Annotated in this window: 18 protein-coding genes; 13 read left to right on the top strand and 5 right to left on the bottom strand. The window is 68.7% G+C overall.

Going from position 1 to position 20,030, the window contains the following annotated elements; translation table 11 throughout:
• Positions 1 to 8: 8 nt before the first annotated feature.
• Both DRB06_RS00520 and DRB06_RS00515 read left to right on the top strand, forming a co-directional pair.
• Complete coding sequence (locus DRB06_RS00520) at positions 9 to 839, top strand: polyphosphate polymerase domain-containing protein (protein ID WP_111818858.1); 831 nt, start codon at positions 9 to 11, stop codon at positions 837 to 839.
• 67 nt (positions 840 to 906) lie between these two features.
• Entirely contained in the window at positions 907 to 2,760 is a 1,854-nt protein-coding gene (locus DRB06_RS00515) for a carbohydrate-binding domain-containing protein (protein ID WP_111818857.1), read from the top strand.
• A gap of 173 nt (positions 2,761 to 2,933) precedes the next feature.
• Here the strand turns inward: DRB06_RS00515 and DRB06_RS00510 are convergent, their stop codons facing one another.
• The gene (locus tag DRB06_RS00510; RefSeq protein ID WP_181575142.1) at positions 2,934 to 3,896 is read right to left on the bottom strand and encodes an alpha/beta hydrolase; all 963 of its coding nucleotides are present in this window, start codon (positions 3,894 to 3,896) and stop codon (positions 2,934 to 2,936) included.
• A gap of 285 nt (positions 3,897 to 4,181) precedes the next feature.
• Between DRB06_RS00510 and DRB06_RS00505 the strand changes: the two genes are divergently transcribed.
• The 5 genes from DRB06_RS00505 to DRB06_RS15945 all read left to right on the top strand — a co-directional run bounded on the left by DRB06_RS00505 (position 4,182) and on the right by DRB06_RS15945 (position 7,772).
• The gene (locus DRB06_RS00505; RefSeq protein WP_258522091.1) at positions 4,182 to 5,372 is read left to right on the top strand and encodes an AAA family ATPase; all 1,191 of its coding nucleotides are present in this window, start codon (positions 4,182 to 4,184) and stop codon (positions 5,370 to 5,372) included.
• The gene (locus tag DRB06_RS00500) at positions 5,369 to 6,031 is read left to right on the top strand and encodes a DUF4276 family protein (protein WP_234415963.1); all 663 of its coding nucleotides are present in this window, start codon (positions 5,369 to 5,371) and stop codon (positions 6,029 to 6,031) included. The genes DRB06_RS00505 and DRB06_RS00500 overlap by 4 nt, the downstream gene beginning before the upstream one ends.
• A 224-nt stretch (positions 6,032 to 6,255) precedes the next feature.
• Positions 6,256 to 7,161 carry an alpha/beta fold hydrolase gene (locus DRB06_RS00495; protein WP_073333321.1) on the top strand — a complete coding sequence of 302 codons (906 nt, stop codon included), beginning with the start codon at positions 6,256 to 6,258 and terminating at the stop codon, positions 7,159 to 7,161.
• 143 nt (positions 7,162 to 7,304) lie between these two features.
• Positions 7,305 to 7,583, top strand: a complete 279-nt coding sequence (locus tag DRB06_RS00490) for a HipA domain-containing protein (RefSeq protein WP_146750758.1) — start codon at positions 7,305 to 7,307, stop codon at positions 7,581 to 7,583.
• A gap of 39 nt (positions 7,584 to 7,622) precedes the next feature.
• On the top strand, positions 7,623 to 7,772 hold the full coding sequence (locus DRB06_RS15945; protein WP_181575141.1) for a hypothetical protein: 150 nt from the start codon (positions 7,623 to 7,625) through the stop codon (positions 7,770 to 7,772).
• Positions 7,773 to 7,810: 38 nt separating this feature from the next.
• Here DRB06_RS15945 and DRB06_RS00485 read toward each other — a convergent pair whose 3' ends face one another.
• The gene (locus DRB06_RS00485) at positions 7,811 to 9,877 is read right to left on the bottom strand and encodes an alpha-amylase family protein (RefSeq protein WP_111818854.1); all 2,067 of its coding nucleotides are present in this window, start codon (positions 9,875 to 9,877) and stop codon (positions 7,811 to 7,813) included.
• A gap of 281 nt (positions 9,878 to 10,158) precedes the next feature.
• Positions 10,159 to 10,605 (bottom strand): helix-turn-helix domain-containing protein, encoded by a 447-nt coding sequence (locus tag DRB06_RS00480; RefSeq protein ID WP_111818853.1) that lies wholly within the window; start codon positions 10,603 to 10,605, stop codon positions 10,159 to 10,161.
• A gap of 161 nt (positions 10,606 to 10,766) precedes the next feature.
• On the opposite strand from DRB06_RS00480, the gene DRB06_RS00475 reads away from it, so the two are divergent.
• From DRB06_RS00475 to DRB06_RS00455, 5 genes are all read left to right on the top strand, one after another.
• On the top strand, positions 10,767 to 11,381 hold the full coding sequence (locus tag DRB06_RS00475) for an NAD(P)-dependent oxidoreductase (RefSeq protein ID WP_108969275.1): 615 nt from the start codon (positions 10,767 to 10,769) through the stop codon (positions 11,379 to 11,381).
• 134 nt (positions 11,382 to 11,515) lie between these two features.
• Positions 11,516 to 12,355, top strand: a complete 840-nt coding sequence (locus tag DRB06_RS00470) for a hydroxymethylpyrimidine/phosphomethylpyrimidine kinase (RefSeq protein ID WP_111818852.1) — start codon at positions 11,516 to 11,518, stop codon at positions 12,353 to 12,355.
• Positions 12,356 to 12,589: 234 nt separating this feature from the next.
• Positions 12,590 to 12,970, top strand: coding sequence for a PadR family transcriptional regulator (locus tag DRB06_RS00465; RefSeq protein ID WP_111818851.1), 381 nt, complete (start codon positions 12,590 to 12,592; stop codon positions 12,968 to 12,970).
• Entirely contained in the window at positions 12,967 to 13,875 is a 909-nt protein-coding gene (locus tag DRB06_RS00460; RefSeq protein ID WP_111818850.1) for an ATP-binding cassette domain-containing protein, read from the top strand. Before DRB06_RS00465 ends, DRB06_RS00460 begins: the two co-directional genes overlap by 4 nt.
• A gap of 80 nt (positions 13,876 to 13,955) precedes the next feature.
• Entirely contained in the window at positions 13,956 to 14,627 is a 672-nt protein-coding gene (locus DRB06_RS00455; RefSeq protein ID WP_258522093.1) for an ABC transporter permease, read from the top strand.
• 314 nt (positions 14,628 to 14,941) lie between these two features.
• Here the strand turns inward: DRB06_RS00455 and DRB06_RS00450 are convergent, their stop codons facing one another.
• Complete coding sequence (locus tag DRB06_RS00450) at positions 14,942 to 16,198, bottom strand: ATP-binding protein (protein ID WP_108969284.1); 1,257 nt, start codon at positions 16,196 to 16,198, stop codon at positions 14,942 to 14,944.
• A gap of 145 nt (positions 16,199 to 16,343) precedes the next feature.
• Positions 16,344 to 17,786, bottom strand: coding sequence for a replicative DNA helicase (dnaB, locus tag DRB06_RS00445; protein WP_073333335.1), 1,443 nt, complete (start codon positions 17,784 to 17,786; stop codon positions 16,344 to 16,346).
• Between the two features lie 524 nt (positions 17,787 to 18,310).
• On the opposite strand from dnaB, the gene DRB06_RS00440 reads away from it, so the two are divergent.
• Positions 18,311 to 19,753: an MATE family efflux transporter gene (locus DRB06_RS00440; protein ID WP_258522092.1), complete on the top strand. Its 1,443-nt coding sequence runs from the start codon at positions 18,311 to 18,313 to the stop codon at positions 19,751 to 19,753.
• The last annotated feature ends 277 nt before the right edge of the window (positions 19,754 to 20,030 follow it).

The raw sequence follows: 20,030 nt of genomic DNA, 5'->3' as shown, positions 1-20,030 counted from the left end.
CACCCCTCATGAATCAGCACCTGCACACCGGCCGACTGGCAACAACCACACTGGACGAGCTCAACGCCGCCGCCGGCCTGCTCACCCGCGTGGACCGCAAGTACCTGCTGCCCCTGACCACGGCCCAGGCGGTCGTCGACACGCTGGAGGGGCAGGCACGCGCACTGGCCATCGACGGCCAGCGCCGCTTCGCCTACGCCTCCGCCTACTTCGACACCCCCGGCCTGGACGCCTACCTGCTGGCCGCCCGCAAGCGCCGTCGTCGCTTCAAGGTGCGCACCCGCTCCTACCTGGACTCCGGAACCTGCTTCCTGGAGGTCAAGACCCGCGGCGCGCGCGGCGCGACGGTCAAGCAGCGCATGCCCTACGCGCTCGACGACGCCGACCGGCTCACCGCCGAGGGGCGCGCCTTCGTGGCCGGCTGCCTGGAGCGGGCACAGGTCTACTCGCCGGGACACGCCGCGGCGCTCGCCGACTCGCTGGTGCCGGTGCTGGCGACCTCCTACGAACGCACCACCCTGCACCTGCCGCAGGCCCGCGCCCGGGTCACGGTGGACACGGGTCTGACGTGGACCGATCTGAGCGCCGACGGCGCGCCCGTGCGGGAGGCGTCGGTCGACGGGTTGGTGATCGCCGAGACCAAGAACCCGGCCACGCCGTCGCCCACCGACCGGCTGCTGTGGGCGCAGGGGCACCGCCCAGCCAAGATCTCCAAGTTCGCCACCGGCATGGCGCTGCTCCACCCGGAGCTGCCCGCCAACAAGTGGCACCGAGTGCTGGGGCGCGAGTTGGCCGACACCCAGGACTCTCAATTCGACCGTCTGGCCTTCGCCGCCTGACGGCGCCCGCCGCGCACCGGCGTTCCCGGACCACCAGGCACACCACCACTCACGAGGACTCCACCACATGAAGAACCCGCTCAAACACCTGCACCGCATCACGCGCACCGGCGCCATCCGGGCGCTGGCCGCCCTCGCCGCCGTGGCGCTGGTAGCCGGCTGCTCCACCGGCACCGCTACCTCCAGCGCCTCCACCGGCCTCGCCTCCGGAACCGCCTGGACCACGATCACCAGCGAGGTGGCCACGGCGTCCACCGGCGCCGGCGTCGCCGAGATCCTGGCCGCGAACGCCGACACCTCCGAGGCGGTCGCCGCCGTCACCACGGACGACGACGACGGCACCTATGACGCCGCCTCCGCCACCACGATCACCCTGTCCGGCGACTCGGCGAGCGTCGACGGCGACGGGACAGCCGGCGTGAGTGTCGACGGCGGCGACATCACCATCACCGCCTCCGGCACCTATGTGCTGTCCGGCGAGCTCACGGACGGCCAGGTGATCGTGAACGCCGACGACGCCGAGGTGCGCCTGGTGCTCGACGGCGCCGCGATCACCAACGCCGACGGTCCGGCCATTGACATTCAGGATGCGGGCAGCGCCGTCGTCGTGCTGGCCGAGGACTCGGAGAACACGCTCACCGACGGGGAGACCTACGCCGACACCAGCGAGGACGCCCCCACCGCGGCCCTGTTCTCCTCCGACACCGTGGTGCTCACCGGCACCGGCTCGCTGACCGTGACCGGCAACCACAACGACGCCATCTCCTCCAAGAACGGCCTGGTCATCCAGGGCGCGCCCGCGCTCACGGTGGACGCCGTCGACGACGGCATCCGCGGCAAGGACTACCTGGTCGTCTCCGGCGGCACCATCACCGTCACCGCCGGTGGGGACGGGCTGAAGTCCACCGAGGACGACGACGAGACCAAGGGCTTCATCGCCCTGGGTGCGGCCGACATCACCATCACCTCCGGTGACGACGGCGTGTCCGCGACCACCGACGTCACCGTGGATGGCACTACGTTGGCCGTGACCGCGGGCGGCGGGCAGGCGAACGCCGTCCAGGAGGAGGGCTTCGGCGGCATGGGCGGCATGCCCGGCCAGCAGGGCGAGGCCGGCGCGCAGCCCGAGCAGCAGGCACAGCCGCAGGACCAGCAGGCGGGCGCCCCGGCCGAGCAGGCGGGCGACGCCGCCACCGCCGTCGCCACGGATGCCGCCACGGATGATGACGAGGATGAGTCCGGCGTCGACGAGGCCACCAAGCCCAAGGGCATCAACGCCGGCGTCAGCTACACGCAGGAGGACGGCACCGTAACCCTGGACGCCGCGGACGAGGGCCTCCAGGGGGCCTTCATCAACATCGCCGGCGGGGCCCTGACGATCACCTCCGGCGACGACGGCATCAACGCCACCAACGGCGACTATGTGATCGAGGGGCATGAGAACGTCGACTCCGAGGGCGACGACGGTGCGGTGCTGACGATCTCCGGCGGGCAGGTGCAGGTGTCCTTCACCTATTCCGACGGCATCGACTCCAACGGGTCGGCGTACATCACCGGCGGGCAGGTGGTCGTCTCCGGCCAGGCGGGCTCCGTGGACGGGGCGGTGGACGTCAACGGCGAGAGCCAGGTCGTTGGCATCACCGGCTCCCCGAGCGTGTCGGCGGCCGACACCATCACCGTGACCGGCGCGGACGGCAGCTCCTGGGAGATGACCAGCGTCTTCACCTCGCAGTACCTCACCGTGCTGGGCCTGACCGAGGGCGCGGAGTACACCGTGGCCACCACCTCGGGCGGCTCGGCCACCGGCACCGCCGCGGCGCTCAGCTCGGGCATGGGCGGAGGAATGGGTGGCGGCATGGGAGGCCAGGCGCCGTCCGACGGCGGTGCCGGTGGCCAGGGCAGGGCGGGCGGCCAAGGCTGACGCACGGCTCCCGTCTACTACGCCACTTCGGTGTTGGGTACGCCGGTTAGGTGTCCGTTGAAGGCCTGTAAGCCATTCAGCAGACCCCTAACCGGCGTTGTAGACGCTGAACCGGCGTAGCAGACGGCTTCGGAGTGTCGGAGAAACCGCGAGCTACGGCAGCGGGCCACGACCTAGGTCAGGTGCTCCTTGAGGAAGGCGTCGACGACGTCGAGCACGCCGTCCTGCCAGAAGGGGGCACCGCCGTGGTCGGCGCCGGCCAGCCGGTAGAAGGTGACGTCCTGACCCTTGGCCTGCAGGTCCTGCACCAGCCAGACGGACTGGGAGAAGTTGACGATGCGGTCCTTGTCCCCATGGATCACCAGCAGCGGCGGCAGAGCGCGCCGCGAGGCATGCGGCACGTGATCCATGATGACGGTGGGGGAGACGAGTTCGGGATGCTCGTCCACCCGCACCCGGCCGATCAGCCAGCCCTCGGGAGAGTCCGCCTCCAAATGGTCCTGAATGGACAGGTACTCGTTCATCCGCCCGATGTGGGTGGGGCCGTAGTAGTCAACGAAGGCCCTCAGGCCCAGCCCCTCGGTGACGAGCTCGTCGGAGAAGGCGGGATCGTCGTCGGCGCCGCTCGTACCGGTGGCCCAGGTCATCAGGGTGGTGTGCCCGCCGGAGGAGTCGCCCCACATGGCCATGCGATTGACGTCGACGTGGTAATCGGCGGCGTGTGCGCGCAGCCAGCGCACCGCCGTCTTGGCGTCCTTGGCCTGGGCGGGGAAGGGCGCGACCTCACTGCCGCGGTACTCGACGATGGCGATCACGTACCCGCGGGCGGCGAAGGCCACCAGGTTGCCCAGTTCATGGCCGAGCTGCTGAGTGTGGAAGGCCGAGCCCTGCACATACAGGATGGTGGGGTAGACGTCGGTCGCGGTGTCGGGGAAGACGACCCGACGCGGCGGCATGATGATCTGCAGGTGGAGCGTGCGGCCGGACTTCTCGGCGTAGGGCACGTTCAGGTGGACCTCCCCATAGCGGGGCTTATCTTCTGCCGGAAGCGTGCGCACGCCGGGCGCGGTCAGCTCGGAGGCGGGGAAGTCGGCGGGCTCGACGAGCCGGGGCGGGGTGAATAGCAAGTCGGTCATGGCGTACTCCATGTCTGTAGGACGGCGTCGGCCGCGGCACAAACCATCATGCCTCCCCCGGGGATGCCGCACGCCATCGTTGCAGGAAGGACAGTGCTCGCCGCCTCGTGCCGTCGCGACCGGCTCAACGCCGCACAACAACTGGTAAGTACGTTCCAGCGCTTTTCATATGTACTGGCGTCATGAGCATGCTGAGCATGACAGACGCCCGACGTGCGCCGGAACGGTGGCGCGTTCCCACTGCGGCCGCGGCGGCGGGCGGTGGAGTCGCAGTAGAGTCTTGGCATGGTCTCCATGGACGACGTCACCGCACCGCTCGGCGGACTGAGTGTGGAGGGCTACGCGTCGATCAGTAGAGTGAACTTGGAACTCACCAGCGCAGTCACCGTGCTCATCGGCGCCAACGGGGCGGGCAAGTCGAACCTCGTCAGCGCACTCGAGGTCATCTCCCGCGTCTGGGATAACACCTTCCAGGACTACCTGGTGCGCCACGGCGGCCTGCCGGCGCTGCTGCACACGGATGCGGCAGCATCATTCGATGAAGCCACCTTTGAAATACGCGGCCTGCCCGATGCGCAGAACCACTCCACCGGCTACCGCGTACGCCTGCGGGTGGACCGCAACAGCGAGGAGCAGGCCGCACTCGTCACCGAGGACTTCCTGTTCCACGACCGCACCAAGTACCCAGAGCCCTACAACGAGCACGTGTCATGGCGGGTGGCACGCAGTCGGGCCGCCTCCTTCCTCACCGCCGATGACCCTGAGGACGGCAAGCTGCAACGCTTCGCACGCTATGTGGCTCCGCTGGTCTCCGGGTGCCGGGTCTTTCACTTCGACGACGTCTCCCCCGAGGCACCGCCACGTTCCTTCTCCGAGGTTGGCGACGACATCGCCTTGCGCGCCAACGCCGAGAACATCGCCGCCTACCTGCTGCGCATTCGGGACGACCATCCGCAGCACTATCAGCGAATCGTGGCAACCATACGTCTGGCAGCACCGTTCTTCGAGGACTTCGTGCTCCAACCCAACCGAAACGACCAGCTACGCCTGCGCTGGCGTCAGCGGGGCCTGGACCGGGTGTTCCAGCCACGCTCCCTGAGCGACGGCACCCTGCGTTTCATCTGTCTGGCGACTCTGCTGCTCGGCCCGGATCTGCCGGCGACGATCGTGCTCGATGAGCCGGAGTTGGGGCTGCACCCGGCAGCGATAGGCCTACTTGCCGAGATGGTGCACGCGGCCGCCGACGACGGACACCGAATCCTGTTGGCAACGCAGTCGGTGCCGTTGCTGTCACAGTTCTCCCTGGAAGAAGTAGCCGTGCTGAACCGGGTGGGCGGCAACACCACCATCAGCCGTCCGAATCCCGATGAACTCACCGGTTTCCTCGAGGAGTATTCGGTGGGCAGCCTGTGGGAGATGAACCTGCTGCGCGGACGCCCCGCACCCGAGACTCTGTCCGGGGAGGCGGAGCGATGAGTATCCGTTGGGTAGCGCTCCTAGTTGAAGGACAGACCGAAGAGGCCTTCGCTAATACAGTGTTGGCTCCAACCGCCGAGTCTCAGGGAGTGTCCCTGACCCCCATGGTTGTGAAAACCTCGGCCACGCCCACTGGCTCACATAAAGGAGGCGGTGGCTGGCAGGGATACGACCGCATGCTTCGTAATCTGTTACGGCAACCGCATTGGCGCCGCGTGGGGTTGATGATCGACTACTACGGTTACCCACCGGGAGCCCCCGGACAGAATGGCCGCCGGTCTGACGCCAATGACCGCCACCAACTCACCGAGGCGCTCACTTCGCACTACGTCGATCCTGCTGCGGCCGATCGGTTCTGTCCGCTGATCATCAAGCATGAGTTCGAGTCCCTGGTACTCGCAGCCATCGACGGCGGAGCAGGCGATGAGATCATTCCCAGCCAGGCGCTGCGTTCCCTCCGCGCCGCCATAAAGCTTGCGGGCACTCCGGAGGATGTGAACAACGGCGCGAGCACAAGCCCATCCAAGCGGCTCAAACGCGCATTCCCCCGCTACAGCAAAACCGTGGACGGCATAACCCTGATCCAACAGGTTGGTCTGACGGCCATCCTTGAACGCTGCCCGGTCTTCTCCGCCTGGTGGCGGGAACTGCTCGCCTGAGGCACCCCGTCCGCTTCGCCACTTCGGCGTTAACAACGCCAGTTAACCGTCTGCTGAAGGGCTCCGAGGTATACAGCAGACCGTTAAGTAGCGTTGTTAACGTCCAACCGGCGCAGCAGACACCTCACCCCACCCCACCACCGCACCCGTAAACGCCAGAAGCCGGTGAACGGGCGTAGCAGACGAGTTCGGGACCACCAGCGGCGGCGGCATAAGCTCCGGGTATGACCATCGTTGAGGCATCCGCCGTCGCCCCGCTCGCCCGTCACCTGGCCGGGCCGCTGGACGACGATGCCGCGCCGGTGCTCGTCCTATCCCACGGCATCACCGACTCCGCGGCCTGCTGGATCGAGGCCGTGGACCGCTGGTCGGCGTTCGGCTACCGGATCGTCGCCCTGGACGCCCGCGGCCATGGCGACTCCCCGCGCTGGGATCAGCCGGACCTGGCCAACCAGAGGACGACCGGCGAGCGCCTGGCCGCCGACCTGGTGGACGTGCTGGAGGACCTGCGCGCGCACGGCCTGCGCGGTGAGGGTCCACTGCGCGCGCCGCTCGCCGTCGTCGGGCACTCCATGGGCGGGGTGACCAGCCTGGACGTGGCCGCGCACCGCCCCGATCTGGTGGACGCCGCCGTCGCCGAGGACCCGGCCTTCGTCACACCGATCTGGCGCCGGCTGCTGGCCATTAACGCCTACCGCCAGGTGCGGGAGATGCGGCAGATCGCCGCCGACCCGCAGGCGCGCTTCGAGTTGGAGATGCGCAACAACCCCACCTGGTCGCCCCGGGAGACCCGCGCCAGCGTGGAGGCCGCCTGCGGCGTCGACCTGGGGTTCATCGCGCAGGGCTGTGTCTCCCCGCCAACCCCCTGGGAGGAGGTCATCGACTCCCTGGCGGTGCCGACTTTGATCGTCACCGGCACCGAGCGCGTGGTGCTGCGCGGTGACAATCTCACCAACATCACCCGTCGCGCGAATCCAACCATCGAGACCGCAGTCATCGAGGGCGCGCCTCACTGCGTGCGCCGCACCTTCCCCAATCGCTTCCACGCCATCACCGACCCCTGGCTCGCCAGGCGCCTCGAGGCCAACACACGTCGGCAGCTGCACCCCACCAGTCACCAGGCGGCATAAGAGCGGCGCGGACCTTCGGGGCGGGGCCCCGCCTAAAGTGCCCCCACCTTCGGTGTCTTCGACGACGCCTGCCCGGGCCTGTGGGGCAGGGCGGAGCCCGCCCCAAGCTGGCATTGCGGGACGACCGCAGCGGTGGGATCGTCATGGCGAAGTATCCCGCAGTGGCCGACACCTACTACCTGCTCACCTGCGAGGCCGTGGCACTGCAGGTGGCGCGCGCCATGGTGGCCCGTGCTGCCCTGTCGATCTGCCTGCACGACGTCGACGATCACCCCTGGAACATGGGGTTCCTCCGGGACGCGGATGGCTGGCGGGCGGCACCGGTCTTCGACGTCGTCCCCTGCCCGGACGAACGGGACGGAACGCCACTGGAGGGGACGACGTCGGAGCGGAGCCTAGAACAACTATTGGACCTGGACTGAGGACTGCCGCGCAGCGAAGTCCTCGACCTGACCACGCGAGTGGCGCAGGTTGCCCGAGGCGCCTGGGAGCGGGCCCGGAAGGACTTCGGCCTGGACCCGCAGGACGCCCGGATGTGCGAGCGCATCATTGAATCGACCTGCGACTTCGACACGGTGCTCGACGGCCGTGAGGCCCGCTACGCCAGCTGAAACCGGGCGCCCACCAAGGCATGGCTCACCGAACCGCGTCAGTCGGTGGAGCGCACCAGCCACCAGGCGGCGTAGGGCGGCACCGGCACCTGGCCGTCGCCGGCGCCCTCCAGGCTGGTGGAACCCGAGGGCACCGTGTCCGTGAGCACGTCCACCGCCCCGAGCACCCCGTACTCGGCCAGGCGCGCCGCGGGCACGGAGCGCCAGTCCGGAGTCACGTTGTACACGCCCACGAAGCTGCCGCGCGGATGATCGCGGAAGGTGACCAGCACGCCGTCGTCGTCGACGGGGGCGACGACGGTGCGCACGTCCGCGCTCAGCTGCGGCAGGGAGGCCCGCACCTTGCCGATATGCGCCAGGTCGGTGAACACCCGGCCGGGCACCGTGGAGCGGTCGTGGCGCTCGGCGACGGCGGCCTCGCTCAGCCGGGGGCGCCCCGCCCAGCGGGAGTCGGATTCGTGGCCGGGCTCAGTGTCCCAGTTCGGGTCGTTGAACTGCGCCAACTCATCCCCGCTCCACAGCACCGGGATGCCGCCCCAACCGTAGATGATGGCGTAGGCCAGGCGCATGGCGTTGAAGCGCTCCTCCAGCCACGTGCGCAGTTCCTCCTCGCGCCAGGCAGGGGTGCGTTCATCGATACCGGCCACCGCCTCGGCGGCGGCTTCGATCCCGATCAAGGAGGCCGCGGTCCCGGCCGTGCGCCGGTCGTTGGTGACCGGGTTGTACTGGAAGGTCAGGCCGCGGGCATCGCTCATCGGGTACTGGCCGGTGTACCAGTCCGCCAGGAAGACCCGGTGCAGGTAGCCGTTCAGACCCACCGCCTCGGCGTCGGCGTCGTCGATCGCCCAGCCGATGTCATCGTGGCAGCGGATGTAGGTGATCCAGGTGGCGGTGGACGGCTCGATCGGCAGCGAGGAAAGCGTCTGCACGGCCAGACTCACGCTGCGGCTGGCCAGCATGGACCAGACCTGCACCATGAGGGAGTTGTGGTAGGCCAGGTCGGAGACCTTTCCGGTGTAGCGGCCCTGCCCCAGGTATTGCAGCAGCTCGGTGGGGGCCACGATTGCCTCCGCCTTCAGAGCGATGGCGGGGCAGGCGATGCGGGTCAGCGCCCGCAGCACCTCGGTGATGGAGTGGACCTCGGGCTGCCCCTGGCAGTCGGTGCCCTTGCGCTTGATGGTGAAGGCGATGGCGTCCAGGCGCAGCACCTCCACGCCGCGGTTCGCCAGTTCCATCACGATCTCGACGAACTCCTCCATCACCTGCGGGTTGCGCCAGTTCAGGTCCCACTGGAAGGAGTTGAAGGTGGTCCAGACCCAGCCGTCGAGCTCCTCCTCCCAGGTGAAGTTGCCGGGGGCGAAGTCGGGGAAGATCTCCGGCAGGGTGCGCTCGTATTCGTCGGGCTCGGTGCGGTCGGGATAGATGAGGAAGTAGTCGCGGTAGCGCTGCTCGCCGGCGCGGGCCCGACGCGCCCACTCGTGCTCGCGGGCCACGTGGTTGAGCACCAGGTCGATGACCAGGCTCATGCCCTCCTTGCGCAGTTCACCGGTCAAATGCTCCAGGTCGTCCATGTCGCCCAGGTCGGGCCGCACGGAGCGGTAGTCGGCCACGGCGTAGCCGCCGTCGGAGTCGCCGGGGCGGGGGGTGAGCAGCGGCATCAGGTGGAGGTAGCTGACGCCCAGCTCGCGCAGGTAGCCGATGCGCTGCTCCACGCCGCGCAGGTCGCCGGCGAAGCGCTCGGTGTAGCCGGAGTAGCCGATGCGGGAGGGGTCCTGCACCCAGGCGGGGTCCAGGGTGCGAGCCAGATCCAGGTGGCGCAGTTCGGGGCTGCGGGCGGCGTAGGCGCGGGCCGTCTCCGCCAGCAGGGTTACGGCGGTGCGCCCGGCGGCGGGCTCGCCATACAGGGTCAGCAGACCATCCATGACATCCGGGTACCAGCGCTCAACGCGGGTCGTGAAGATCTCACGCTCGGCGCGAGGCAGGCCCGCGAGCGCGGCGTCGACGGCGTCACGAACCGGCTGGGGCACCACCGCGGCCGCGGCTCCGGTGGACCAGGTGGACGATGCGGGGGCGCCGGCGGGGTCGGCGGGTGTGGGAGCGCTCATACCTCTATGGTCCCCGATTCGACGCCCGAGCGGGAGCACTTTCGAGCCGCGATGCCGCCGCAGGTACGCGCAGGTGTCACAAAACGCACCACTTTGAACCGCCGCGCCGTTGGGGCGTCTCCGTGAGCCGCGCGATTCCGCGGCAGAGTCGACCGGGCACCGAGAACGCGCCCGGAAAGTGGTGCATTCTTTGACACTCGTAGCCCCATCCGGTGCCCGCAGATATCCCTCAGACTTCCCTCAGACATGATCCGGCACAACACGGGTCGGATAGCGGTCACCTACTCCTCGGGGTGGAGGTGCGCGCGGTCGTAGCTCTCACGATTGACCAGCACCTGCGCGGCATTGCCCTCCGCCCATGCACGCAGTGCCGCGATCGGCTCTGCGAGGCTCGCACCGAGGGGGGTAAGCGTGTAGTCCACGCGCGGCGGCACACCCGGGGTCTGCTCGCGCAGCACCAGCCCGTCCCGCTCCATTGAGCGCAGGGTCTGGGCCAGCACCTTGGGGGTCACGCCGCCCACGGCCTCGCGCAGTTCACCGAAGCGCCGCGGTCCCTGCGCCAGCACGGCGACGATCAGCGGCGTCCAGCGGTCGACGACGTGGCGCAGCACCGTGCGCGACGGGCAGTCGGGCGACAGCACGTCGTAGGCGGCGAGCGGCCGGCCCGCGGTGGTGCCCGTGGTGGTGGGAACGGCCTGCGCAGCCTCGGCCGCGGGCGCAGCACCCATGCCCGCCGCAGCGGGCGCGGCAGCATCAATTGAATGTGACACGAGCGACTCCATAGTTACCTTGAGGTACTTGGTTTCAAATAAATACTGTAACAGCGTTGCCGCCGCACCGCGAGCGCGGACGGCGCACGACCGCAAGACCACAAGCACAAGGAGCCCCCATGAACATCACCGTCATCGGCGGAACCGGCAACACCGGCGCCGCCGTCGTCGCCGAGGCCGCCCGCCGCGGCCACACCGTCACCTCCGCCTCCCGCTCCGGCCGTCACGCCGAGGGCGCCGCCACCGACGTGGCAGTCGAGTTCGCCGACACCGCCGCCGTCGTCGACCTGATCAACGCCGCCGACGCCACCATCGTCGCCGTCTCCCCCGACCGCACCGGTGGCCCCGTACAGCCGACCGTTGACGCCTTCAAGGCACTGATCGCCGCCCGCCCCACCGGTCGGCTCGTGATCGTCGGCGGCGCCGGCTCGCTGCTCGACGCCGACGGCAAGCGGCTGGTCGACTCCCCCGACTTCCCCGCCGACTCCAAGCCCGAGGCCCTGGCCTTCAGCGAAGTACTGGACGCCTTCCGCGCCGCCGGGGACGACCTGGCCTGGACCCTGGTTTCCCCCGCTCCGGCCTACCCCTCGGAGCAGTCCACCGGCGCCTACGTCGTAGGCAAGGACAACCCGGTCGGCACGAACCTCTCCCCCGCCGACTTCGCCATTGCACTGGTCGACGAGGCCGAGCGCGACGCTCACCGCGGTGAGCGCTTCGCGGTCGCCGGCGCCTGATCCCACACCGGCCGACGACGGCGGCCGCACAGTCGCCGTCGTCGGCCGCGCGGTGGGTGCCAGGCGGCCGAGGCGAGTTCCAGCATGCGGCCCGCCGTGTGGACACCTCCCGGGCTCCGGGGCATGCTGACCGCATGGCAAGCACCACGGCAAACAGCACCGTCCCCGCCGCCCCTCCCATCGCCCTGGCCATCGCCGGCTCGGAGGCCTCCGGCGGCGCCGGCGCCCAGACCGACCTGAAGACCTTCCACCAGTTGGGCGTGTTCGGCTGCACGGCCCTGACCTGCATCGTCTCCATGGACCCCGAGCACAACTGGGACCACCGGTTCGTGCCGGTCGACCCGCAGGTGATCACCGACCAGATCGAGGCCTGCGCCACCGTCCACACCCGGATCGACGCCGTCAAGATCGGCATGCTCGGCACCGCCGCCACCATCGACGCGGTGGACGCCGCCCTGGAGCAGTACCAGTTCCCGAACCTGGTGGTGGATCCGGTCCTGATCTGCAAGGGTCAGGAGCCCGGTGCCGCGCTCGACGTCGACAACGCCCTGCGCGCCAAGATCCTCCCCCGCGCCAGGGTCACCACGCCGAACCTGTTCGAGGCCGCCACCCTGGCCGGCGTCGACGAGATCACCAGCGTCGAGCAGCTCAAGGACGCCGCCAAGCGCATCTACGACCTGGGCGTGCCCAACGTCCTGGCCAAGGCCGGGCCCACGCTCGGCACCGGCACCGCCCTGGACGTCTTCTACGACGGCCAGACCCTGGAGGTGCTGGAGGTGCCGGCGGTCGGTACCGAGCGCATGCACGGCGCGGGCTGCACGCTGGCCGCGGCCGTCACCGCCGAGCTGGCCAAGGGCGCCGCCCCGCTGGACGCCTGCATCACCGCGAAGAACGTGGTCTCCGCGTCGGTGAACCCGGGCATGCACGGCAATATCCCCTTCACCTACGTCTACCAGGGCTTCTACCGCGGCTGACGGCGCTGGAGGGCGCCGGACCGACCAGAACGCCGCACACGCACCGGAGGCACGCCCTCCTGCAATTCACGACCTCGGGGTACGTTCCACGACCACCCCGGGGTCGTGTTTTGTACCCCTGGGTCGTAAAACGTCAGCCCTCTTCGGCAGTCAACGACGTCGGCGCCGGAGTTTGGGCCGGTACCTTGCGCAACCCAGTAGACAGCCTGCCTACTATCTAGATAGTCTGACTACATGGACTCCTCGACTTCGCGCCTCCTGCGCGGCTTCCTAGAACCGTGCCTACTCGCCCTGCTTGAAAGCGGCGCCGACTACGGACTGTCGCTGACCCGTCGCCTCGACGCCGCCGGTCTGGAGAATGTTCCCGGAGGCAGCCTCTACCCGGCACTCACCCGCCTGGAGCGGCGTGGCCTGCTCGCCACCACCACACGCCCTTCCGATTCCGGACCCGCTCGCAAGTACTACGAGCTCACCGACGCCGGCCGAAACGAACTCGCCGCGCGTCGAGCGGAGTGGTGCGCCTTCCGTAGCGCCGTTTCAGCCATCCTGGAGGGTGAGGCGTCACCCCACGGGCGGGCGCTTCCCGCCCATACAGCGGCCGAGGCCCACTCATGACCGCCGCTACCTACTCCGGCTCCTCGTCGCACCCCGAGCCGGATCCTGCCGACGCCGCCTGGTACCGAAGCCTGAACGCGGAGCTGACGGCACATGGCCTGAGCCCCAAGGAGCTCGAACGCATCGTGGCAGATGCCCGTGCTGAGGCCGATTCAGCCGGTATCGCGCCGGCGAACCTCTTCGGCCCCGCCGTCCTGTTCGCCCGCGAGTTGGCCTCTGCGATGAAAGAGGGTGACGCCGCCGGTCGCGACACGGGACATACGCTGGGACCCGTAGTACTGCGACTGCACGATGTCACCCTCCGGCGTGGCCGACGCACAGTCCTGTCGAACTTCAGTCTCACGGTACGACGGAGCGAAATCGTCGCCGTCGTCGGCTCAAACGGAGCCGGCAAGTCCACTCTCCTCCAGGCCTGTGCGGGCCTGCTGCCAACCAGCTCGGGTCGAGTGGAGCGGACCGAGCGCTTCGGCTACGCGCCGCAACTCGACGCGCTGGCCCCACTTCTGACCGTCGACGAGCATCTACGGCTATTCGGGGCCCTCGACGGCGCGAACCAGGACCGCGCAGTGCCGACGGGGCACCAGATCCTCCACCGCCTGGGGTGGCGCCCCAACGGCGAACAGATCACCCGCACCCTGTCAGGAGGCACCCAACAGAAACTCAATCTCGCCCTGGCTCAACTCACCTCCCCCGAACTGCTGCTCCTGGACGAGCCCTACCAGGGCCTTGATGCTCTGGCCTATGAGGACCTGTGGACTCTCATCTCGGCCTGGCGAAGCTCCGGCGCCGGGGTCCTTCTGGTGACCCACCTGCTACGAGACATCGACTTCGTCGATCGCGTCGTCGAACTGCCCGCCCCCGAATCGTATACGGAGGCCCCCAAGACCAAGGAGCGAGCCGTATGACCGCAGCCGCAATCGCCGAGCCCGGCGCCCCGTCACCGAACAACGAGCATCGGCTACTGCGCACCGCAGTGCTGGTGGCCATGGTCACCACGCACGAACTGAGCCGGCGACGTGGAGCGCTTGCCCTCGCCCTGCTGTTGCCGCTCGTCTTCTACCTGGTGCGAATCGACACGCACTGGACCGCACTGCGCCTGCTGTCCATCGGACTGGGCTGGGCGGCCGCGACACTGGCCCTGTTCACGTCGGTGGCCTCACGCTCGATAGACCTGCGGCTCGCCGCGAGCGGGGCCAGCCCGACAGCACTGGTCCTGGGACGGCACACAGCCGTGCTGGGCCTCGGCTGGATCATTACCGCGCTCTACTCCGGACTCGTTCTACTCACGATCGGGGACAAGCTGACCTACCCGGCCGCTGTGCCGCTCATGCTGCTTCTGACCGTGACCGTGGCGGCGCCCCTGGGCTCTGTGGCCGCCGCGCTTGTACCAAGGGACCTGGAGGGCGCCCTGTTGCTGCTGGCGGTCATGGCCCTTCAGCTCCTCGTGGACCCGACGGCCGCGTGGACTCGAGTGCTGCCCCTATGGTCGACGCGAGAGCTATCCAGCTACATCGTCGATTCTCTGGGCACACAGGCGGACGACTACCTCTGGCGCGGGCTGCTTCACGGATTGGGCTTCGCCGTCGGGCTAATGACGCTGACCTGGCTGCTGGGCATCCGGCGTCTACAAGTGATCCGTCTTCCCGAGCCGCAGTGATTCGCGGCCCCATCCCCGGTGAGACAGAAGCACGTTCCACGACCTTGGGGTACGTTCCACGACCACCCCGGGGTCGTGCTGTGCACACCGAGGTCGTGCAGTGCGATGTGGCGTCCGCGAGTCGGCGCGTTGGGCGAGCCACGCCAACGGATCAAGCCCGCACCACCTCGCCGTGAGCAGCAGCACCGACACCGAAATCAACCAGGTTCTGCCTGAACGCCGAAACCTGGTTGATTTAGAGGCGCCCCGTATCAACAATACCCATGATTCCGGGGATGAATCGGGGTTCCGGCGGCCAACAGTGACGCCCGCCTTCAACCGAGTTCCCACAGGGCGGACACCGGCAGCGCCCACAGCGGTCCACCCAGACTGCGCGCCCGATCATCGGTGGTCAGTACGACACCTGCCTTCAGTCGATCCCCGATCCGATCATGCAGCCAACGCAGATGCTTGGTATCCGCAACTGCCACCGAAGCCGCCGCCTTCACCTCAATGGCAATGACTCCGCCATCGTCCAACTCGAGGATCAGGTCGATCTCGCGTCCCTCTGGGGAACGGTAGTGGCTGAGAGTGAAACGCTCCGCGGACCATGTGCGTTGCCGCATTAGTTCGGCAGCGACGAAGGCCTCAAGCTGACCTCCCAGGGCTCCTCCGCGTATCAGATCCTTGAGGGTGTCGGACCCAGTCCGAGTCAGCCACATAGCCAGCGCAGAGTCGGTCAGCAGATACTTCGATCGACCAACCTCACGCTTGAGCAGGTTCGGCGTCCAAGGCGGCAGTCGATCAACCAGGTAGAGCGCTCGCAGAAGCTCTAGGTAGGAGGCGGTGGTTGATGCGCTCAGGTTGATCTCACTCCCCATCCGCGCGATCACGGTCTCCGACCCTTGCGTGGCCGCCAAACCGACCAGCAGCGAGCGTAAGCGATGCGGATCGGACAGGCGGGAGAGTTCACGCAGATCGCGCCCGAGCAGCCGGGAGATGTAGCTATCCAGCCAGTCGGCACGGAAGCGCTGAGGCAGACGGTACGCCTCGGGCATGGAGCCGGCGGCCAACAGATCGACATAGTCGCCACGCTCCATTCCGGAACGGTAGTCGCCATCCAGCGCCCCATGGAGCACTGCGGCCACGAAGTCTTCCTCTCGCCCGGCAATCTCACCCTGACTGAATCCGAACACGCGGGTGCCGATGACGCGACCGGCCAGGCTGTCTGTCGCCGGTTGGAAAGGACTCGTGGTCACTGAGCCGGTTAGCAGGTAGCGTCCGGCGGACCGATCGGAATCAATCTCCACCTTGAGCGCCAGTGCCAGTTCGGGAACGCGCTGGAACTCATCGATGACCAGCAACCCTTCAGGTTCCAGACGAAGGAAACCGCGCGGATCCGCGGTCGCCGCAGCGCGGGTCTCAGCATCGTCCAGAGTCACGATACGCGTCGGCCGCTCAGATGCCGTCGCGATCATGGATGCGAGCGTGGACTTCCCAACCTGACGCGCACCAACCAACTCAACCGCGGGGAAGACTTCCAGGAGCTCTTCTACCCGTGGCTGCGCATGCCGCTTAAGCAGATCGCTCATGCCCCCAGCGTACGATAGGCCGAAAAATGGTGGCAAGCCTCTTCGTAAAACGGTGTCATGGTTCGTCGAAAAACGGTGGCCGAGTCGGCCGTGATTCGGTGGCAGGTCTTGCGGTGAAACGGTGGCAGCGTTCGCTCACAGGCACTTATTCGTAGGCCGGCTCGGGCGTGATGTCGCGGGCCATGTTGGCGAAACGCGACAGGTGCCCCTGGAAGGCCACCGGAATGGTGCGGGTCTGGCCGTTGCGGTGCTTGGCGACGATGATGTCGGCCTCGCCCGGCCGCTCCTCCTCCTGGTAATACTCGGGCCGGTGCAGCAGCATGATGACGTCGGCGTCCTGCTCCAGCGATCCCGACTCGCGCAGGTCGCTCATCTGCGGCCGGTTGCCGGTGCGCTGCTCGGGGCCGCGGTTCAGCTGGGCGACGGCGATCACCGGGATGTCCAACTCCTTGGCCAGCAGCTTCAGCGAGCGGGAGAACTCGGAGACCTCCTGCTGGCGGGACTCGACCTGCTTGCCGGAGCTCATCAGCTGCAGGTAGTCCACCACCATCAGCCCCAGCCCGTGCTGCTGCTTGAGCCGTAGCGCCTTGGAGCGGATTTCCGGCATGGTCAGGTTCGGGGAGTCGTCGATGAACAGCGGCGCCTCGGAGACGGGGTTGTAGGCGAGGGCAACGTCCTCCCAGTCGCGCTCATCCATCTGGCTGCCGCCGCGCAGCTTGTTCAGGGCCACCCCGGATTCGGCGGCCAGGATACGCATCATCAGCTCCATGCGCCCCATCTCCAGGGAGAAGTAGCACGAGGGGATGGGGTTGCCGTCGGCGCCGCGGGCGTGGATGGACGCCGAGCGGCAGAAATCGACGGCGAGCGTGGACTTGCCCATGGCGGGGCGCGCGGCCACGATGATCATCTGCCCACCATGCAGGCCGCCGAGCAACTCATCTAGCTCCACGAACCCCGTGGGCACGCCCCGCATCTGCCCGTCCTCACGGGCCTGCCCGGCCTCGATCTCGAGGTTGGCCTCATTGAGCAGCTCCCCGACCGGTACGTAGTCCTCCCGCTCACCCTCCTTGTGGGCGACGGCGTACACCTCGGACTCGGCCAGGGTAACCAGCTCATCGATGTCACCGGCGTTGGTGGAGTAGCCGAGCTGAGCGATACGGGTGCCGGCCTGCACCAGGCCGCGCAGAAGCGACTTCTCCTTGACGATGCGCGCGTAGTAGGCGGCGTTGGCGGCCGTCGGCACGGTGGCCATCAGAGAGGCCAGGTACGGAGCCCCGCCCACACGCTCAAGCTCCCCGCGCTTGGACAGCTCGTCGGCCACGATCAGTGGGTCGGCCGGCTCGGAGCGGTTGTAGACCTCGACGATCGCGTCGAAGATCGACTCGTGGGCGGGCTTGTAGAACTCGGGGCCGCGCAGCACCTCGATGACGTCGGTGATGGCCTCCTTGCTCAACAGCATGCCGCCGAGCGTGGACATCTCCGCCTCCAGGTCCTGGGGCGGTACCCGGTCGAAGGCGCCGTCGTAGCGGGCGTCAACCGGTCGCTCCTCACCGCGGGTGCGAGCGCCGATGGTGTCGACGTCGGTCATCTGTCGGTCACTACCCTCCCCCTGCAACGCCCCGCCCAGACGGGACGCGCGGCGACACTAGCGGCCAAAAGGGGCGGTCGCAAACGCCAGGCCCTTGCAGGCTGTGGGCAACCCCCTGCGGGGTGTGGATAACCCCTCCCATCCTGTGGGCGACGCGCCGCCGCGGATGTGGAGCGCCGCCGGACCGCCGCGCTGCCAACCTCGTCGAAACCCCCGAAACTCGCCGGAATCTTGCCTCTAAGCGGGGAAGATAACAAGCCACAACACGCGTGCACCAAACCGAAATCAAAATCTGTGGATAAGTGGGTATTCCTGTGGATGAACCTCAACCTCGACCTGAGGGACGGCCTCACTGCCACCCCACAGCGTCCCCGCTGCACGCATTCCGGCTGCACCTGGCCCGCTTCCACCCGGGCGTGAGACACTGACCCGCCCAACCCCCGGAGTGTCTCGTGCCCGATTCTTCAACCCCGACTTCAACTCCCGATGCCGCACCCGCAAGCGTTGACCCGCCCGCCCCGTCCTTGAACCGGCAGATCCTGTCCCTGGCGGTCCCCGCCCTGGGGGCGCTGGTGGCCGAGCCGCTGTTCGTGCTGATCGACTCGGCGATGGTCGGCCACCTGGGCCCCGACAGCCTGGCGGGCCTCTCGCTCGCGTCGAGCCTGCTGACCACGATCGTCGGTCTGTTCGTCTTCCTGGCCTACGCGACCACCGCAACCACCGCCCGCCGTTTCGGCGCCGGCGACCGGGTCAGCGGCCTGCAGACGGGCGTCGACGGCGCCTGGCTGGCGGCACTGTTGGGGCTGGTGGCGGCGGTCCTGCTCGCCGTCGGCGCACCGTGGGCGGTGGACGTCATGGGGGCCGACGGCACCGTCGCCGCGGCGGCCATCGCCTACCTGCGCGCCTCTGCGCCCGGCCTGCCGGGCATGCTGGTGGTTTACGCCGCCACCGGCACGCTGCGGGGCCTGCTGGACACGCGCACCCCCTTCGTGGTGGCCAGCGCGGGGGCGGTCGGCAATGTGGCCGTGAATGCGACCCTGCTGTACGGGGTGCACATGGGGATCGCCGGCTCCGGCCTGGGCACGGCGATCGCGCAGACCGCCATGGCGGTGGCGCTGCTGTGGCCCGTTGTGAGGGCGGCCCGCGCGGCCGGCGTACCGCTGTCTCCGCGGGCGGCGGGAATGCGCGCCTCCCTGGGCTCCGGGGCGCCACTGCTGGTGCGCACGGTGTCGCTGCGGGCGGCGATCCTGGCCACCGTGTGGGCGGCCACCGCCCTGGGGACGACGGCGCTCGCCGCGCACCAGGTGGTCAACTCGTTGTGGAACTTCACCGCCTTCGCCCTGGATGCGCTCGCCATCGCCGCGCAGGCGCTGGTGGGGACGGCACTGGGCCGCGCCGAGGCCGAGCGGGCGGCACAGGTATCTGCGGAGCAAGCCCCGGCGTCGGCGAACCCGGGCCCCTCCCGTGCCGCTGCGGGTCCGGCCGCGCGCCAGGCGCCCTCCTCGGCGTCGCCGCCGGCATCCACCGTGCCGACACCGCATGACGGCCCGACGGTCGACGCCGTGCTGCGCCGGTGTCTGGCGTGGGGGGTGGCCGCGGGGGCGGTGATCGGCGTCGTGTTGGCGGGTGCCAGCCCCTGGCTGCCGTACCTGTTCACCTCCGAAGCCGCGGTGGTCGCGGCCGCGCGGCCGGCCCTGCTGGTGGCCGCCACCGCCATGCCGCTGGCGGGTGCGGTCTTCCTGTTCGACGGGGTGCTGATGGGGGCGGGCGACGGCCGCTACCTGGCCGGCGCCCAGATGGCGACGCTACTTCCTTACCTGCCTCTCGCCGTCGTCGTTGCCCATGGCTGGCCCGCGGCCGGAACCACCGGGCTGGTGTGGCTGTGGGTGGCCTTCGCCTGGGTGTTCATGGGGGCGCGCGCCCTGGTGACCGGCCTGCGTGCCCGTGGCGACGCCTGGCGGCACTGAGCGGCTCGGCACGGAGCCATCGGTTGTTGCCACAACCACTCGCATACAGCCGCCGTAGTAGGGCGCAACGACTTCCGCAGCGAGCACACGGCCACCGACAGCACACATTGCCCACCCCGGTCGGGGCAGGAGGCTGGCGGGACCTGACGGTTCGTACCTTCAGGACGACACTTCGTACCTTTGTTCGACGATTCGGCATCCCCAGGTACTGTGCTGTCTCCACACTTCTGGGACGGTTGAGTCTCATGACTTCTGGGACGGTTGAGTCTCATGGGTT

This window comes from Actinomyces sp. Z5, from assembly GCF_003287795.1.
GTDB classification, from domain to species: domain Bacteria; phylum Actinomycetota; class Actinomycetes; order Actinomycetales; family Actinomycetaceae; genus Actinomyces; species Actinomyces glycerinitolerans.
The sequence above is the reverse complement of the archived record's forward strand: the minus strand, read 5'-3'. Positions and strand labels throughout refer to the sequence as shown.

Bases quoted from the DNA above. Each gene is read 5' to 3' on its own strand.
- DRB06_RS00520 (WP_111818858.1), top strand. From the start codon at position 9: ATGAATCAGCACCTGCACACCGGCCGACTGGCAACAACCACACTGGAC.
- DRB06_RS00515 (WP_111818857.1), top strand. From the start codon at position 907: ATGAAGAACCCGCTCAAACACCTGCACCGCATCACGCGCACCGGCGCC.
- DRB06_RS00510 (WP_181575142.1), bottom strand. From the start codon at position 3,896: ATGACCGACTTGCTATTCACCCCGCCCCGGCTCGTCGAGCCCGCCGAC.
- DRB06_RS00505 (WP_258522091.1), top strand. From the start codon at position 4,182: ATGGTCTCCATGGACGACGTCACCGCACCGCTCGGCGGACTGAGTGTG.
- DRB06_RS00500 (WP_234415963.1), top strand. From the start codon at position 5,369: ATGAGTATCCGTTGGGTAGCGCTCCTAGTTGAAGGACAGACCGAAGAG.
- DRB06_RS00495 (WP_073333321.1), top strand. From the start codon at position 6,256: ATGACCATCGTTGAGGCATCCGCCGTCGCCCCGCTCGCCCGTCACCTG.
- DRB06_RS00490 (WP_146750758.1), top strand. From the start codon at position 7,305: ATGGCGAAGTATCCCGCAGTGGCCGACACCTACTACCTGCTCACCTGC.
- DRB06_RS00485 (WP_111818854.1), bottom strand. From the start codon at position 9,877: ATGAGCGCTCCCACACCCGCCGACCCCGCCGGCGCCCCCGCATCGTCC.
- DRB06_RS00480 (WP_111818853.1), bottom strand. From the start codon at position 10,605: ATGGGTGCTGCGCCCGCGGCCGAGGCTGCGCAGGCCGTTCCCACCACC.
- DRB06_RS00475 (WP_108969275.1), top strand. From the start codon at position 10,767: ATGAACATCACCGTCATCGGCGGAACCGGCAACACCGGCGCCGCCGTC.
- DRB06_RS00470 (WP_111818852.1), top strand. From the start codon at position 11,516: ATGGCAAGCACCACGGCAAACAGCACCGTCCCCGCCGCCCCTCCCATC.
- DRB06_RS00465 (WP_111818851.1), top strand. From the start codon at position 12,590: ATGGACTCCTCGACTTCGCGCCTCCTGCGCGGCTTCCTAGAACCGTGC.
- DRB06_RS00460 (WP_111818850.1), top strand. From the start codon at position 12,967: ATGACCGCCGCTACCTACTCCGGCTCCTCGTCGCACCCCGAGCCGGAT.
- DRB06_RS00455 (WP_258522093.1), top strand. From the start codon at position 13,956: ATGGTCACCACGCACGAACTGAGCCGGCGACGTGGAGCGCTTGCCCTC.
- DRB06_RS00450 (WP_108969284.1), bottom strand. From the start codon at position 16,198: ATGAGCGATCTGCTTAAGCGGCATGCGCAGCCACGGGTAGAAGAGCTC.
- dnaB (WP_073333335.1), bottom strand. From the start codon at position 17,786: ATGACCGACGTCGACACCATCGGCGCTCGCACCCGCGGTGAGGAGCGA.